Here is a 14838-nt window from a genome sequence, read left to right on the forward strand (position 1 = left end):
CCCTGCAAGGAGTGCAACCCGGATGGCGGTCCGCCGCATTCCGGGAGCCCGGAAGTTCCTGGCCGTTTGCCGGATTTTTATCTTGGGCGCGTGCTCCGCTTACGCTCGGCTCATGGTCTCCCGCAGTACCCCGCCCTCCCCGAAGCGCCCCGTGGGCACCGTGACGCGCGGGACGACGAACCCGAACCGGCTGCGCCGCATGGACCGCTGGATCGCCGCCGCTCACGGGGCGGCGCTGCGCCGGGCGGACGCGCCGGTGGCGGTGGACCTGGGGTACGGGGCCGCGCCGTGGACGGCGGTGGAGCTGCTGGCGCGGCTGCGGGAGGCGGCGCCGCGGGTGCGGGTGGTCGGGATCGAGATCGAGCCCGCGCGGGTGGCGGGGGCGAAGCCGTACGAGCGGGAGGGGCTGAGCTTCCGGCACGGCGGTTTCGAGGTGCCGCTGGAGCGCGGGGAGCGGCCGGCGCTGATCCGGGCGGCGAACGTGCTGCGGCAGTACGACGAGGAGCAGGTCGCGGAGGTGTGGCAGCGGCTGTGCGGGCGGCTGGCGCCGGGCGGGCTGCTGGTGGAGGGGACGTGTGACGAGATCGGCCGGCGGCACGTGTGGGTGGCGCTGGGGCCGGAGGGGCCGCGGACGGTGACGTTCGCGACGCGGCTGGGTTCGCTGGAGCGGCCGTCGGACCTGGCGGAGCGGCTGCCGAAGGCGCTGATCCACCGGAACGTGCCGGGTGAGCCGGTGTACGCGTTCCTGCGCGACTTCGACCGGGCGTGGGCGGCGGCGGCCCCGTACGCCTCGTACGGGGCGCGGCAGCGGTGGATCCGGACGGCGCGGGCGCTGGCCGTGGACTGGCCGCTGGCGGACGGTCCGGTGCGGTGGCGGCAGGGGGAACTGACGGTGCGGTGGGAGGCGTTGCGCCCGGCGGGGTGAACCTCGCGCGGTGGGGAACCGGCTTCGGGGGCGGCCCGTTGAGTCGGCTGGGACGGTCGGGGGGTGGGCGGTCATGATCGGGGAGGCACCCGGAGGGTGTTGGAATTCACCGAGTCGTGGCACCATCCCGGTGACAGTGCCAAGTTACTGATGAATAGTCAGATGTGATGTCCGGTCCGGTTAGCCCGACTTGTCCGGTGACGTCTGTCTGACCCGGGGTGCCTGGGGGAGCCATGGGGACCGTGAAGCGAGCGTCGTCGCGTCGGCAGGGGTGGCAGGGGCGGCAGGGAGCGTCCGCCCTCACGCTGCTGTGCGCCATGGCGATACTGGCGGCCCCGGGGCTCGCGGGCACCGCGTACGCCGCCCCGGGCGCGCCCTCCGCCCCCTCGGCCCCCGCCGCGCCGGCGGCTCCCGCGCCCGAGCCGGGCGCCAAGTCCCTGGAGCAGGTCCGCAAGGAGATAGAGGGCCTCTACCGGCAGGCCGGCGCCGCGACGGACGCGTACAACCTCGCGGAGGGCGAGACGAAGGCGCAGTCCGAGCGGATCGTCCAGATCGCCAACCTGGTGGTGGCGGGCCAGGACCGGATCTCCTCCCTCAAGGACCGCGCGGGCGCCGCCGCCCGCGCCCAGTACCGCTCGAACGGCCTGCCGCCGGGTGCGCGGCTGGCGTTGAGCGACAGCCCGGCCGACTACCTGGACGGGACGGGACGGTTGCGGCAGGGCGAGAAGGCCACGACCGACCTGCTGTCCGAACTGAACCGCACGCAGACCGACTTGGAGCGGTACGCGAAGGAAGCGGGCGCGCTCTGGCAGAAGATGGAGGACAACAGGGCCAAGAAGGAAGCCGCCAAGAAGGAGATCGAGGAGAAGATCAAGACGGCGGAGGCCCTGGAGAACCGGCTGGCGGCCGAGGAGAAGGCCCGGCTGATACAGCTGGAGCAGGAAGCGCAGTACAAGGCGCAGACGGCGTGGCTGTCGTCGGGCGGGATGAAGGACGTCAAGGGCGCCGCCACGGACGCGGGCAAGCGGGCCGTGCAGTGGGCCACGGCGCAGATCGGGAAGCCGTACGTCTGGGGCGCGACGGGCCCCGACTCCTTCGACTGCTCCGGACTGACCTCGCAGGCCTGGCTGGCGGCGGGGCGGGGGATCCCGCGCACCTCGCAGGAGCAGCTGCGGCTGCTGCCGAAGGTGGCGGTCAAGGACATGCGGCCGGGGGACCTGATCATCTACTTCGACGACGCGACCCACGTCGGGATGTACGTCGGCGACGGCGCGATGGTCCACGCCCCGCGGCCGGGGCGCACGGTGACGATGGCGGGCGCGGGCTCGATGCCGATCAAGGCGGTGGTCCGGCCCGACGCGTAAGCCCTGGCCGGGCGGTGACCGGACCCGGGGCCGCACCGGCCCCGGGAACCCCGCCCCCGGGCTCCCGCCCCGGCCCCCACACGGGGCAGACCCCCGCACCCCGGCCAGGGGCTCCGCCCCGGACGCGGGTTACGGGGCTGCCCCGGACCCCGGTTACAGGGCTGCCCCCCGGCCCCGGTTACGGGGCTGCCCCCGGACCCCGCAGTGCGCTCCGCGCGGGTGCGGGTCACCGCACGGCGCTACCGCGCCCGCGCCTCAAACGCCGGCGGGGCTGAGAATGCCGGTCCGGGGTCTCGGTGGGCGGGACCGGGGGTGGGCGGGCCGTGACGTTGGTCATTTCGGCGGCGCGGTTTTCCCCCGCGATAAGGGCATATGACGGCGGCCCTCCCCCGCCTCCCATTCCGCTCGCCCGCACCCGCCCGCTAGGGTCTGCCGCATGAGCGCACCTTCGGGGGGAGGCAAGGAACCGGAGACGATACCCGTACCCGTACCGCGGCAGCGGGACACCCCGGCACCGCAGGCAGCCGCGGCAGCAGCCGCCGCCGCTGCGGCGTCGCTGACGCTGCTGGTGGTGGAGGACGACCCCGCGGGCGGCCTCACCGTCCCCGAGATCCTCGACGCCGACGGCCACCGGATCCGGATCCGCAGCGCCCGCAACCTCACCGAGGCCGCGCGGCTGCTCACCCCCGACGTGCACTGCGTACTGCTCGACCTGGCCCTGCCCGGCCCCGACGAGGACGGCCTCGGCGCCCTGCGCGAGGTCCTCCGCATCGCCCCGCGCCACGCCGTGCTCGTCCTGACCGGCGAGGCCGACGCCGACCGCGCCGCCGAGGCCGTACGCGTGGGCGCCCAGGACTTCCTCTACCGCGACGAGCTCGACGGCCGGCTGCTGAGCCGTGCCATCCGCTACGCCGTGGAGAGAAAGCGGGCGGACATCGCCCAGTACAAGCTCGCAGAATCGAAACTTCGCGCCCAGGAGAACGCCCGCCTGGAGCGCGGCCTGCTGCCCACCCCGCTCCTGGACGGCTCCGACCTCCGCTTCGCCGCCCGCTACCGTCCCGGCCGCAGCCGGGCCCTGCTCGGCGGCGACTTCTACGACACCGTCCGCACCCCCGACGGCACCGTCCACGCCATGATCGGCGACGTCTGCGGGCACGGCCCCGACGAGGCTGCCCTCGGCGTCGAGCTGCGCATCGCCTGGCGCGCCCTGACCCTGGCGGGGCTGTGCGGGGACGACCTGCTCGCCACCCTCCAGCAGGTCCTGGAGGTGGAGCGGCCCTGCGAGGAGATCTTCGCGACGCTGTGCACGGTGGACATCTCCCCGGACGGCCGACGCGCGGGCCTGTGCCTGGCCGGGCATCCGGCCCCGCTGATATCGAGGCCGGGCAAGCCGGCGCGACTGCTCCCGTACGAGAACAGCGGCCCGGCGCTCGGGCTGCTCCCCCGGGCCCGCTGGCCCCGCCGCCAGGTCGACCTGGGCGGCACCTGGAGCCTGATGCTCTACACCGACGGGCTCATCGAGGGCCGCGTCGGCGACGGCCGCGAACGCCTCGGGCAGGACGGCATGGTCGAGATGATCAACCGGCACATCGAGCGCGGCCTGAGCGGCGAGGCGCTGCTGGAGGCGTCCGTCACCGAGGCCCGCCGCCTCAACGGGGGCGAGCTCACCGACGACGTCGCCGTGGTCCTGCTCTCCCGCGCGGCGGGCTAGGCCGGCTCAGCGGCCGCCGTTGTACGGGCCGTAGGGGCCGTCGCTGCTGCTGCCGCCGCGGCGCGGGCCGCCGCCGGAGACCTGCTTGAGGGCGGGGCGCACGTCGACGAAGAAGACGATGCTCGCGACCAGGCCCGCGATCTGCAGGAACAGCATCCCGAGGAAGAAGTCCACGAGGACGGTCACCCCGAGGATGACCAGCCAGAAGGTCTTCGTCTGCTTGTCGGCGGCGCGGTACGCGTCCTCGCGCGCCAGCAGCGCGAGCACGAAGGCCACGACGGCGAGCGCCAGCATGGCGTAGCCCAGCAACGGGAGCACCCCGTTATCGAACCCCTGCATCAGCATCGTCTCGACCGCCTTCTCGCTTCCGGCACCACTGACTCCACGCTACCGCCGGAGCCGCTTTCCCAAACGACAACGAACCGGGCACCCGTCGGGTGCCCGGCCCGCAATCGGGTGGTTCAGGCCTCTTCGCCGGGCGTGGCGGCGGCCTTCTTGGCCGCGGTGCGGCGCGCGGCGGGCTTCTTCGCGGCGGGCTTCTCCTCGTCGCCGCCCTCGGCCGGCGCCTCGGCGGACGCCTCGGCCGCGGCGGGCTCCTGCGCGGGCTGCTGCGCCGGCTCGGGCTCCACGGCGTCGGCGATGTCCACGATCTCGTCGGCGACCTCGCCGCGCCAGGCGCGTACGGTCTGCTCGCCGTGCTCGGCGACCTTGTCGTAGGTCTCCTTGGCCCGGACGGCGTACTCGGCGGCCACGCCGACCCCGCGCAGCGCGAGGTCCTGGGCGGTCTCGCCGAGCTTCTTCGGGTCGATCGAGCCGAGGACCCCGGTCACCTTGGCGGTGACGGCGTCCTGCACGGCCTTCGGGTCGGTGTTCTTCACGGCCTCGATGCGCGCGGGGGCCTCGGCGCGCAGCTGCTCGATGAGCGCGGGCACCTTCTTGGCCTGCTGGACGGCGAGGTCGGCCGTGCCTGCGGCGAAGTAGAGGGGGGTGGGGTCGGTGAGGGTCTTCTTCAGGTCATCGGCGATGGCCATGTGCGGGTCCTCCCGGATCACAGTCAGTTCGTTGGGGGCATCGCGGCGTCGTCGCCGGCGCTCTCGTCGCTCTCGCGGCTCTCGTCGTCCTCGCCGGAAGCCGCTTCGGCCTCCAGCGCGTTCTCCTTGCGGAACGCGTCGTAGATCTGGAGCAGCACCTGCTTCTGCCGCTCGTTGACCGACGGGTCGGAGAGGATGACGGCCCGCGTCTCCACCTCGTCCCGGTCCCGCTCGTCGAGGATCCCGGCCTGCACGTACAGCGTCTCCGCGGAGATCCGCAGCGCCTTGGCCAGCTGCTGGAGGATGTCCGCGCTCGGCTTGCGCAGCCCGCGCTCGATCTGGCTCAGGTACGGGTTCGACACCCCCGCCGCGTCGGCCAGCTGCCGCAGCGAGAGCTGGGCCTGCCGCCGCTGCTCGCGGAGGTATTCGCCGAGGTTCCCGACGTTGAGCGATGCCATGCCCCGATCCTGCCGCACCCTGCTAACTATTGCAAGCGGTTGCTAGCAACAGCTCGCACCTGTCCGGAGCCCGCACCGTCACCGGCCGCCCCGGCCCGCCCGGTGCTAGCTTGCGGGCGTGGACCTCTTCTCACTGTCGTGGGCGGCGCTGCGCGCGGCGGTCGCCGGACTGGCCGACGAGGACTTCGGACGGCCCTCCGGCTGCCGGGGGTGGCTCGTACGGGACCTGGTGTGCCACCTGGTCATCGACGCCCAGGACGTACTGATCACCCTCGTCACCCCCTCCGACGCGGAGCCCACCCGGGACGCGGCCGGCTACTGGGAGATCGCCGGGCCCCCCGACGCCGAGGACCCGCTCGCGGCGCTGACCGTGCGGCTCGCCGCCGCGTACGGGGAGCCGTGGCTGCTCAGGTTCCACCTCGACGACGTCGGCTCCGCCGCCGGACGCGCCGGCGCCCTCGCCGACCCCTCGGCCCGGGTCGGCACCCGCGACGAGGTGCTCACCGCCAGCGACTACCTGTCCGCGTACGTCCTGGAGTGGACGCTGCACCACCTCGACCTGGTCGCGCACCTCCCGCACGCCCCCCGGCCGCCCGCCGAAGCCCTCGCCGGGGCCCGGGCGCTGCTGGAGCGGGTCGCCGGGGCGGCGTTCCCGGCGGGGTTCTCCGACGAGGACGCGCTGCTGGTCGGCACCGGCCGCCGCGCCCCGACGGCGGCCGAGCGGGCCGCGCTCTCGCAGCCCGGCGGTCCGGGCGCGCGCGTACCGCTCCTCCTCGGCTAGCCCGGCGCCGGAGCACCCCGGGTACCCACAAAAAGGTGGGTACTTGGCGGGCCGCCGACGCCCGGCGAAGCTTGTTCCAGCGGCCGGGAGAAAGGGTTCAGGAAGCCGCGCGGCGGCTCTCCGCCATACGGTCCAGCCGCTGGTGGCCCCAGTCGGACAGCGGCGCCACCGCCTCCGCGAGCGCCCGGCCGAAGTCGGTCAGGGAGTACTCGGTCTTCAACGGCAGTACGTCGTGCACCTCCCGGTGCACGATCTCGTCGGCCTCCATCTCACGGAGCGCCTGGGTCAGCACCTTCTCGCTGAGGCCCGGCATCCGGCGCCGCAGCTCACCCGGACGCTGGGGACCGTCCTCCAGCATCCAGAGCAGGGACGTCTTCCACTTCCCCTCGATCACCGCCATCGCCGCGGTGACCCCGCAGACGTTCGGATCCTGTGCGCGGCTCCGCGTCATCGCCCCGTCCCCCTCCTGCCGGTTCCTTATCGCACCGCCCATGTTTCCACGGGAGTTGATTCCTTCATGTCCACAACCACGTCCACAACCACGTCCACGTCCACCGTCACCGTGCTCGGCCTCGGCCCGATGGGCCGGGCACTGGCCGACGCCTTCCTCGACGCCGGCGTCCGCACCACCGTCTGGAACCGCACCCCCGGCCGCGAGCGGGACCTCGTCGCACGCGGCGCCGTCGCCGCCGCCTCACCGCAGGAGGCCGTCGCCGCCAGTGCGCTGACCGTGGTCTGCGTGGTCAACTACGACGCCTCCGACGCCATCCTGCGCCCCGACGCCGTCACCGCCGCCCTGAAGGGCCGCACCCTCGTCAACCTCACCGCCGACACCCCCGCCCGCGCCCGCGACACCGGCGCATGGGCCGCCGGCCACGGCATCCGCTACCTCGACGGCGCGATCATGACCCCGACCCCCACCATCGGCACCCCCGACGCGGTGTTCATCCACAGCGGCCCCGAGGACCTCTACCGCGAGCACCGCCCGGTCCTCGGCCTCCTCGGCGGCACCCACACCCACCTCGGGGAGGACATCGGCCGGGCGGCCGCGTACGACATCGCCCTGCTGGACGTCTTCTGGACCTCGATGTCCGGCTACGCCCACGCCCTGGCGGTGGCGAAGGCCGAGGGCGTCAGCGCGGGCGAACTGACCCCGTTCGCCAAGGGGATCGCCGCGATCCTGCCGCCGCTCTTCGACGAGTTCGCCGCCGACGTGGACAGCGGCAGCTACTCCGGCCGGCTCAACCCGCTGACCTCGGGGGCCTCCACCATGGCCCACATCATCCACGCCTCCGAGGCGCACGGCATCGAAGCTTCCCTGATGCGCGCCACCGAAGGCCTCGCACAGCGGGCCATCGCCCACGGCCACGGCGGCGACGGCTTCATGCGCGTCGCCGAACTCCTCGGCAGGACGGCCGTGCCCGCCGAGGCGTGAGGCCCGCCGCACCACCCCCGTGACGGCCCGCCGGAAACGAATCCGGAAGCGACTCCGGAAACTCCGGAAAGAAATTCCGGCGGGCTGTCACATCCGCGCGGCGCGGCGGGTCAAAGGGATGTCGCAGCAAGCGAGACCGCCCCGAAGGAGCCCCCGATGTCCACCACCGCCACCGTCTTCACCATCATCGCCGCCGTCCTCGCGATCTACTCGGCGGTCTCCCTGTACACCCGCTCGAAGTACACCGTCGAGCCGCTCGTCCAGTACGGCGTCCCGCAGAGCTGGTGGAACCTGCTCGCCACCGCCAAGCTCGCCGGCGGCCTCGGCCTCCTCGCCGGGTTCGTCGTCCCCGCCATCGGGATCGCCGCCGGCATCGGCCTGGTCCTCTACTTCATCGGCGCCGTCATCACCACGCTGCGGGCCCGGGACTACGCCCACGTCGTCTTCCCGGTGATCTACTCCGCGCCGATGGCCGTCGCCCTCGCCCTGACCGTCTGACGGCCGGGGCGGGGCGGCGGCCCCGCCGCCTCCTCAGCCCTCCAGGGCCGACAGGTCCAGCTCCTTGAGCCGGGCCAGGTCGGACAGCACGTCGATCGCGACGATCTTCCCGCCGACGACCGTGAAGGCCATGACGGCCACCGCGTTCGCCTTCGGCACGACGACCACCCCGGCCGCGCCGTTGACGAGCGCCGGACGGACGAACGGCGTGAGCGCGCGGTAGCCCGCGGCCTGGCTCGCCACCTCCCGCGCACCGCTGAAGACCACCGTCTGCCGGCCCCCCACACCCCCGTCGGAGCGCAGCACCACGTCCGGGTCGAGGACCGCGACCAGCGCCTCGAACTCCCCGTCCCGCGCGGCGGCGAAGAACGCGTCCACCGCCTCCCGCTGACGGGCGAGGTCCGCGTCGGGCGCCGGGGCCTGCCCCTGCACCTTGCGGCGCGCACGACTGGCGAGCTGCCTGGTCGCCGCGGCGGACTTCTCGATCAGCGGCGCGATCTCGTCGAACGGCACCGCGAACATGTCGTGCAGGACGAACGCCAGCCGCTCGGACGGAGCCAGCGACTCCATCACCACCATCAGCGCCAGCCCCACCGAGTCGGCGAGCAGCACCTCCTGCTCGGGGTCGATGCGCCGCGCCGGGCTGATGAGCGGGTCCGGGACCCGCGTCTCCAGCCGCTCGACCGGGTCCTCGCGCCGCGCCTCGCGCGAGCGCAGCAGGTTGAGGCAGATCCGCGAGACCACCGTCGTCAGCCAGCCGCCGAGGTTCTCGACCTCGCTCACGTCGGTGCGGTCCAGCCGCAGCCAGGCCTCCTGGACGGCGTCGTCGGCCTCGCTGAGCGAGCCCAGCATCCGGTAGGAGACCGCCCTCAGATGGCTGCGGTGCTCCTCGAACCGCTCCGTCAGCGCGGACCCCCCGCCGCCCTCGTGCACGTCCACGTAAGCCCCTCCCCTTGTGTCCTCAGGTCCTCAGGCAGCCGGTGCCGGCGCCCGTCCGATGACCACCGTCGCGTACAGCTCCTCCGAGCTGACCGCCCGCACCACGAGGCCGCCCCCGGTCAGCGCGGACGCCGTCAGCGGCGCCTGCCGCGCACTGGTCTCGATCAGCAGGTGGCCGCCCGGCGCGAGCCACTCCAGTGCCCCCGCCGCGACCCGGCGGTGCACGTCCAGGCCGTCCGAACCCCCGTCGAGGGAGACCAGCGGCTCGTGGTCGCGGGCCTCGGGCGGCATCAGCCCGATCTCCCCCGTCGGCACGTACGGGGCGTTGACCACCAGCACGTCCACCCGCCCCCGCAGCCCGTCCGGGAGCGCCGCGTACAGGTCGCCCTCCCACACCGCTCCGCCGTACGGGGCCACGTTGCGCCGCGCGTACGCCAGCGCGCCCGGGTCGATGTCGGCCGCGTGCAGCTCGACCCCGCCCGGCACCTGGGCCGCCACCGCCGCGCCGAGCGCGCCGACGCCGCAGCACAGGTCCAGCACCACCGCACCGGGGCGGGCCAGCTCCACCGCCTCCTGCACCAGGAACTCGGTGCGCCTGCGCGGTACGAACGCCCCCGCGCCCACCTCCACGCGCAGCCCGCAGAACGCCGCCCAGCCCACGACGTGCTCCAGCGGTTCCCCGTCCACCCGGCGGGCCACCATGCCCGCCAGGTGCCCGTCGTCGGTGGCGGCCGCGACCAGCAGGTCGGCCTCTTCCTCCGCGAAGACGCAGCCGGCCGCGCGCAGCCGTTCCACAATCGATGTCACGTGATCAATCCTCTAGGTTCTGCCGGGGGCGACGATAGGCCCCCGACGCCGCCCGGACCCGGCCGGACGGCCCGGTCCGTCATGTCCCCGCCCGTCCGGGCCTCAGAAGACGTCCGGGCACCACGGCCGGCGCGCGGTGCGGAACACCGCGTCGGCGAGCGCGACGGCCCCCGGCTCCAGCTCGGCGACCCGGCCCAGCGCGGCCAGCCGCACCGCCGACGCGTCACCGAGGTACAGGGACCCCAGCGCCGACGCGTCCAGCCGCACCCCGGCCGGCTCCTCCGTACGCGCGCACGTGCCGGCGCCCGCGTCCAGCCGGTAGCGGCCGCCCGCCGGACCGGTCGGGTCCTCGACCTCCAGCACCAGCACCCCGGGCACCTCGTACGTCCGCGCGCCCAGCGCCCGTACGACGTCCAGGACCCGCACCCACAGGAAGTCGGCGGCCGACACCGGCCGGGCCGCCCGCGCGTCGGGCAGCAGCTCCGGCAGCAGGTCGTCGGGGGCACGGTTGCCGGTACGGACCTTCAGCACCCAGTCGACGGAGCACAGGAAGTGCCACAGCGCCCGCTCGGCCTGCGGGGTGGCCGCGAGGAAGTCGACGACCTGGACCGTGTTCAGCGGGGTCTTGGCGTCCGTCCAGTGGTCGTCGGCCTGGTAGACGGCCAGCCCCGCCACCTCGCCGGCCGCGTCCCGGTACACGGCCTGCATCTTCTCCCGGTACGGGCGGTGCGACATCTGCTCCAGGCCCGTCTTCAGGCTCCACCAGCGCGCGTCCCGGTCGACCATGCCGTGCCGGGAGGCCCGCAGCCGGTCGTGCAGCGCGGGGCCCACGCGCCGCACCTCGTCGGCGTCGACCAGGTCGATCCGGCCCCCTTCGACCGGCGCCGGACGGCTGCGGTCCAGGCCGGTGCGGGCGACGTCGACCTCCCACTCGGCGTGCACGGTCGCGGCGCCGTAGCCGTAGCGCCCGTAGATCGGGTACTCGGCGGCGATCAGGGTGGACAGGACGTCACCGCGTGCGTGCGCGGCGGCCAGTTCGGCCTCCATCATGCGCGTCAGCAGGCCCTGGCGGCGGTGCGTGGGCAGCACGGCCACGTTGGAGATCGCGCTGCTGCCGACGGCCGCGCCGCCGGGGACGGTCAGCTCCTGGGCGAAGGAGCGGAAGGTGGCCACGCACCGGCCGGTCTCCTTGTCGAAGGCCCCCTGCACGCGCGAGAGATCGCTGTGCGCGGCGCGCTGGGCCACGTCGGATTCCGTGGGGGCGCCCGGAGTCAGGAAGCCCGTGTTCAGGGTGGTGAGCCAGGCGGGTAGTTCGGATGCGGCGATCGGCCGCACGTCAGCGCTCATAACCGGCCACGCTAACCGCCGCTCCCGGCACCGGTCGCCCCAATTTCCGGCGCCCGGTCCACGCCCCGGCCCACGCCCCGGCCCGCGTCCCGTCCGCGTCCCGCACCGCGCCGCCCGGCGGCCGCCCTACGCCAGCAGGTCGTCCACCTGCGCCTCGCCCTCGCGGTAGCGGCGGGTGATCTCCGCACTGGAGTCGTCGGCCATCCGCTGCAACTGCTGCCGGCGCCGCGACACCTGCTGCTCGTAGCGGACCAGCCGGCCCATCGCGTCGTGCAACTCCCCGTCGGTGCGCGCCTCCAGGTCGGACAGCTCCACGTCGGACAGCATCTCCGCCGCCAGCAGCCGGAACTCCTCGTTGTGCGGGGTGCCGAGGGTGACGTGCCGGGCGGAGGCGCTGCGGGTCGACGGGGCGTCGGCGAGGATCTCCGAGAGCCGGTCCACCACCGGCGCCTCGGTGTCCGTACGGCGGGCCAGTTCGGCGCGCAGGATGTCGATGCGGCCCTGCAGGAGTCTGCGTACGTAGCTCAGGTCGGCCTCGTCGCGCTGCGCGTCGCGCCGCAGCGCGCGCAGCTCGGGCAGGCCGAGGGCGGTGGCGGGGGTGGTCGGCCCCAGCGGCTCGCCGGTGCGCTGCGCGGGAGGCCGTCCCGTGGTGCCCGCGGGGGTGTCCGGAGCGGGTGACGCGGGTGCAGGTGCGGAGGTACCAGAAGTGTTCATGACGTTGTGTCCGTCCCCTCGACCGGTGCTGGGGGCACCGCCTGCGTGCATGGTGCCACTCTCCGTGGTGCGTACGCAGTCCCAGTCCACCCGATCGGCCCCGGACGGGTGCACTCCTGGTACACAGGTGGTATGCGAGCAGTGGTGCAGAGGGTGGACGGCGCGAGCGTCGTCGTGGCGGGCGAGACGGTCGGCGAGATCGTCGGCGAGGGGCTGTGCGTGCTGGTGGGGGTGACCCACGACGACACCCCGGAGAAGGCGGCGGTGCTGGCGCGCAAGCTGTGGTCCGTACGGATCCTGGAGGCGGAGAAGTCCTGTAGCGACGTGGACGCGCCCCTGCTGGTGATCTCGCAGTTCACGCTGTACGGGGACGCCCGCAAGGGCCGCCGCCCCACCTGGAACGCGGCCGCGCCCGGGCCGGTGGCGGAGCCGCTGGTCGACGAGGTCGTGGCGCAGCTGCGGGCGCTGGGCGCGACGGTGGCGACGGGCCGGTTCGGCGCGGACATGCGGGTCTCGCTGACGAACCACGGCCCGTTCACCATCGTCATCGACGTCTGAGCCGTCTGGCCGGTCAGGGCGCTACGACGACCTCCTGCGCGGCCGCCGTGTTCCCGGCCAGCAGCGGGGCGTCGACCGGGACGTTCCGCTTGACCAGGGCCAGGGCGATCGGGCCGAGCTCGTGGTGGCGGACGGCGGTGGTGACGAAGCCGAGCTGGCGGCCGTCCTCGCCGTCCGCGGCCAGCCGTACGGGCGTCCCGTGCGCCGGGAGCAGCACCTCGGAGCCGTCCAGGTGCAGGAAGACCAGGCGGCGCGGCGGCTTCCCCAGGTTGTGGACGCGGGCCACCGTCTCCTGGCCCCGGTAGCAGCCCTTCTGGAGGTGCACGGCGGTGCCGATCCAGCCCAGCTCGTGCGGGATGGTGCGGTGGTCGGTCTCCGAGCCGACGCGCGGGCGGTGCGCCTCGACGCGCAGGGCCTCGTAGGCGAGGAGCCCGGCGGCGGGGCCGTGGGCGGCGGCGAAGGCCTCCAGGTCGGCGCGGGGCAGGAAGACGTCCCGGCCGTACGCGGTCTCGCGTACGACGTGCTCCTTGCCGGCCTCGGCGATGGAGCCGGCCGGGAGGTGGACGACGGCGAAGTCGTCCGTGCGGTCGGCGACTTCGACGCGGTAGAAGAACTTCATCGACTCCAGGTAGCCGAGCAGGGCCTCCTGGGTGCCGGGCTCCACGTGCGCCCAGACGGTCTCGCCGTCGTCGACGAGGTAGAGGGCGTGCTCGATGTGCCCGTTGGCGGAGAGGATCAGCGCCTCGGTGGCCTGTCCGGCGGGGAGGTCGCTGACGTGCTGGGTGAGCAGCAGGTGCAGCCAGCTCAGCCGGTCCGCTCCGGTGACGGTGACGACACCGCGGTGGGAGAGGTCGACGAAGCCTCGGCCGTCGGCGAGGGCGCGCTGTTCGCCGTAGAGCTCTCCGTAGTGGGCGGCGACGCCCTCGTCACGGCCTTCGGCCGCTACGGCGCCGGGGAGATGGAGCAAGGGGCTGCTGGTCATGCCACCAGCCTACGACCCCGCTACGCGGAGCCCTCCTGGCCCGCCCGGCGCTCGGCCGCCGCGCACTTCTTGCACAGCCCGAAGATCGCGAAGTGCTTCATGTCGGTCTCGAAGCCGAAGGTGGCGCGGAGCTTCGCCGTGAACTCGTCGGCGATGTCCACGTCGGCCTCGATGACGCCGGTGCACTCGCGGCAGACGAGGTGGATGTGGTGGTGCCGGTCGGCGAGGTGGTACGTGGGCGCCCCGTGCCCGAGGTGGGCGTGGGAGACCAGGCCGAGCTCCTCCAGGAGCTCCAGGGTCCGGTAGACGGTGGAGATGTTCACGCCGGAGGCCGTCTTGCGGACCTGCACGAGGATCTCGTCGGGGCTGGCGTGCTCCAGGGCGTCGACCGCTTCGAGCACGAGCTGGCGCTGCGGTGTCAGCCGGTAGCCGCGCTGCCGCAGATCGCTCTTCCAGTCGGTGGTCACCACCCGGCCAGTGTAAGCGCGGAAAGGGGACCGCGGTCAGTCCGCGGTCCCCTCCGTTCGTTCGCCCGCCGGCTCAGCGGAAGAAGGCGATGCCGTCTTCCGGGAGCTCCGGGAGGTTGCGCGCCATGTCGGCGATCTCCTCCGGGGTGACGACCTTCTTGAGCTGGGCCGACATGTACGGGCGCAGCTCGACGTCGGGCGTGGCCTTCTCGCCGACCCACATGAGGTCGCTCTTCACGTAGCCGTAGAGGCGCTTGCCGCCGCTGTACGGGCCGGACGCGGCCGTGCGCGCGACCGCGTCGGTGACCAGGTCGATCTGCGGCTTCTGGTCGGCGAGCTCGCCGTACCAGACCTCGACGACGCCCTGGTCGCGGACCATGACGATCTCGACCTTGCGGTCCTTGTCGATGCGCCAGTAGCCCGACTCGGACTCCAGCGGGCGCACCTTCTTGCCCTCGGCGTCGAGCACCCAGGTGTGGGAGGTGTACTCCAGGAAGTCCCGGCCGTCGTGGCTGAAGACGACTTCCTGGCCGAAGTTGCACTTCTCCTCGCCGGGGAAGTCGAACACGCCGGCGCCTTCCCAGGTGCCGAGGAGGAAGGCGAGGGGGACGAGGCCCGGGTTCAGGTCGGACGGGATCTGGATCATGGTTGGCTGCTCAGGCGATCTGTGGGAGGGGTTCCGGGGCGGTCGGCTGGGCGGATGCTCAGCGCTGACCCTGGTACAGCTTCTTGACGGCCAGACCGGTGAAGGCGAGTACGCCGACGCAGACCAGGACCAGCAGGGAGGTGAAGACTGCCTCAAGCACGGGGTGCTCCTCGGA

The 14838-nt window shown here is 73.6% G+C and carries 18 protein-coding genes; 7 read left to right on the forward strand and 11 right to left on the reverse strand.

The genetic code is table 11. From position 1 onward, the window contains the following. The first annotated feature begins 112 nt into the window (after positions 1 to 112). The 3 genes from OG553_RS15190 (at position 113) to OG553_RS15200 (ending at position 4000) form a co-directional block, all read left to right on the forward strand. Positions 113 to 925: a class I SAM-dependent methyltransferase gene (locus OG553_RS15190; RefSeq protein ID WP_405979505.1), complete on the forward strand. Its 813-nt coding sequence runs from the start codon at positions 113 to 115 to the stop codon at positions 923 to 925. Positions 926 to 1158: 233 nt separating this feature from the next. Continuing rightward, positions 1159 to 2289, forward strand: coding sequence for an NlpC/P60 family protein (locus OG553_RS15195; protein ID WP_405979506.1), 1131 nt, complete (start codon positions 1159 to 1161; stop codon positions 2287 to 2289). A 436-nt stretch (positions 2290 to 2725) separates the two neighbouring features. After that, positions 2726 to 4000: a PP2C family protein-serine/threonine phosphatase gene (locus OG553_RS15200; protein WP_405979507.1), complete on the forward strand. Its 1275-nt coding sequence runs from the start codon at positions 2726 to 2728 to the stop codon at positions 3998 to 4000. Positions 4001 to 4006: 6 nt separating this feature from the next. Here OG553_RS15200 and OG553_RS15205 read toward each other — a convergent pair whose 3' ends face one another. From OG553_RS15205 to OG553_RS15215, 3 genes are all read right to left on the reverse strand, one after another. Further along, positions 4007 to 4345 carry a DUF2516 family protein gene (locus OG553_RS15205; RefSeq protein WP_405979508.1) on the reverse strand — a complete coding sequence of 113 codons (339 nt, stop codon included), beginning with the start codon at positions 4343 to 4345 and terminating at the stop codon, positions 4007 to 4009. Positions 4346 to 4461: 116 nt separating this feature from the next. After that, a complete protein-coding gene (locus OG553_RS15210) occupies positions 4462 to 5031 on the reverse strand; it encodes a hypothetical protein (protein ID WP_405979509.1) in 570 nt (189 codons plus the stop codon). 23 nt (positions 5032 to 5054) lie between these two features. After that, positions 5055 to 5489: a helix-turn-helix domain-containing protein gene (locus tag OG553_RS15215; protein ID WP_405979510.1), complete on the reverse strand. Its 435-nt coding sequence runs from the start codon at positions 5487 to 5489 to the stop codon at positions 5055 to 5057. Positions 5490 to 5607: 118 nt separating this feature from the next. Here OG553_RS15215 and OG553_RS15220 point away from each other — a divergent pair, with 118 nt between their 5' ends. Continuing rightward, the gene (locus OG553_RS15220) at positions 5608 to 6270 is read left to right on the forward strand and encodes a maleylpyruvate isomerase N-terminal domain-containing protein (protein ID WP_405979511.1); all 663 of its coding nucleotides are present in this window, start codon (positions 5608 to 5610) and stop codon (positions 6268 to 6270) included. 97 nt (positions 6271 to 6367) lie between these two features. Here OG553_RS15220 and OG553_RS15225 read toward each other — a convergent pair whose 3' ends face one another. Next, a complete protein-coding gene (locus OG553_RS15225; protein ID WP_405979512.1) occupies positions 6368 to 6721 on the reverse strand; it encodes a winged helix-turn-helix transcriptional regulator in 354 nt (117 codons plus the stop codon). A 66-nt stretch (positions 6722 to 6787) separates the two neighbouring features. On the opposite strand from OG553_RS15225, the gene OG553_RS15230 reads away from it, so the two are divergent. Both OG553_RS15230 and OG553_RS15235 read left to right on the forward strand, forming a co-directional pair. Then, positions 6788 to 7705 (forward strand): NAD(P)-dependent oxidoreductase, encoded by a 918-nt coding sequence (locus tag OG553_RS15230; RefSeq protein WP_405979513.1) that lies wholly within the window; start codon positions 6788 to 6790, stop codon positions 7703 to 7705. A gap of 156 nt (positions 7706 to 7861) precedes the next feature. Beyond that, complete coding sequence (locus OG553_RS15235) at positions 7862 to 8203, forward strand: DoxX family protein (protein WP_405979514.1); 342 nt, start codon at positions 7862 to 7864, stop codon at positions 8201 to 8203. A gap of 33 nt (positions 8204 to 8236) precedes the next feature. On the opposite strand, the gene OG553_RS15240 is transcribed toward OG553_RS15235, so the two are convergent. The 4 genes from OG553_RS15240 to OG553_RS15255 all read right to left on the reverse strand — a co-directional run bounded on the left by OG553_RS15240 (position 8237) and on the right by OG553_RS15255 (position 12010). Further along, positions 8237 to 9142, reverse strand: coding sequence for a sigma-70 family RNA polymerase sigma factor (locus OG553_RS15240; protein WP_405979515.1), 906 nt, complete (start codon positions 9140 to 9142; stop codon positions 8237 to 8239). A 30-nt stretch (positions 9143 to 9172) separates the two neighbouring features. Continuing rightward, the gene (locus tag OG553_RS15245) at positions 9173 to 9958 is read right to left on the reverse strand and encodes a putative protein N(5)-glutamine methyltransferase (protein WP_405983044.1); all 786 of its coding nucleotides are present in this window, start codon (positions 9956 to 9958) and stop codon (positions 9173 to 9175) included. 93 nt (positions 9959 to 10051) lie between these two features. Next, entirely contained in the window at positions 10052 to 11296 is a 1245-nt protein-coding gene (locus OG553_RS15250; protein ID WP_405979516.1) for a GNAT family N-acetyltransferase, read from the reverse strand. Positions 11297 to 11422: 126 nt separating this feature from the next. Continuing rightward, positions 11423 to 12010: an AmfC protein gene (locus OG553_RS15255; protein ID WP_405979517.1), complete on the reverse strand. Its 588-nt coding sequence runs from the start codon at positions 12008 to 12010 to the stop codon at positions 11423 to 11425. Positions 12011 to 12142: 132 nt separating this feature from the next. Here OG553_RS15255 and dtd point away from each other — a divergent pair, with 132 nt between their 5' ends. Further along, the gene (gene dtd, locus OG553_RS15260) at positions 12143 to 12568 is read left to right on the forward strand and encodes a D-aminoacyl-tRNA deacylase (RefSeq protein WP_042801357.1); all 426 of its coding nucleotides are present in this window, start codon (positions 12143 to 12145) and stop codon (positions 12566 to 12568) included. A gap of 13 nt (positions 12569 to 12581) precedes the next feature. On the opposite strand, the gene OG553_RS15265 is transcribed toward dtd, so the two are convergent. The 3 genes from OG553_RS15265 to OG553_RS15275 all read right to left on the reverse strand — a co-directional run bounded on the left by OG553_RS15265 (position 12582) and on the right by OG553_RS15275 (position 14663). After that, on the reverse strand, positions 12582 to 13550 hold the full coding sequence (locus OG553_RS15265; RefSeq protein ID WP_405979518.1) for a YgfZ/GcvT domain-containing protein: 969 nt from the start codon (positions 13548 to 13550) through the stop codon (positions 12582 to 12584). Positions 13551 to 13570: 20 nt separating this feature from the next. After that, a complete protein-coding gene (locus OG553_RS15270; protein WP_405979519.1) occupies positions 13571 to 14020 on the reverse strand; it encodes a Fur family transcriptional regulator in 450 nt (149 codons plus the stop codon). A gap of 70 nt (positions 14021 to 14090) precedes the next feature. Further along, positions 14091 to 14663: an FABP family protein gene (locus OG553_RS15275; protein ID WP_405979520.1), complete on the reverse strand. Its 573-nt coding sequence runs from the start codon at positions 14661 to 14663 to the stop codon at positions 14091 to 14093. Between the last annotated feature and the right edge of the window lie 175 nt (positions 14664 to 14838).

The organism is Streptomyces sp. NBC_00158, from assembly GCF_045160885.1.
Lineage (GTDB): Bacteria > Actinomycetota > Actinomycetes > Streptomycetales > Streptomycetaceae > Streptomyces.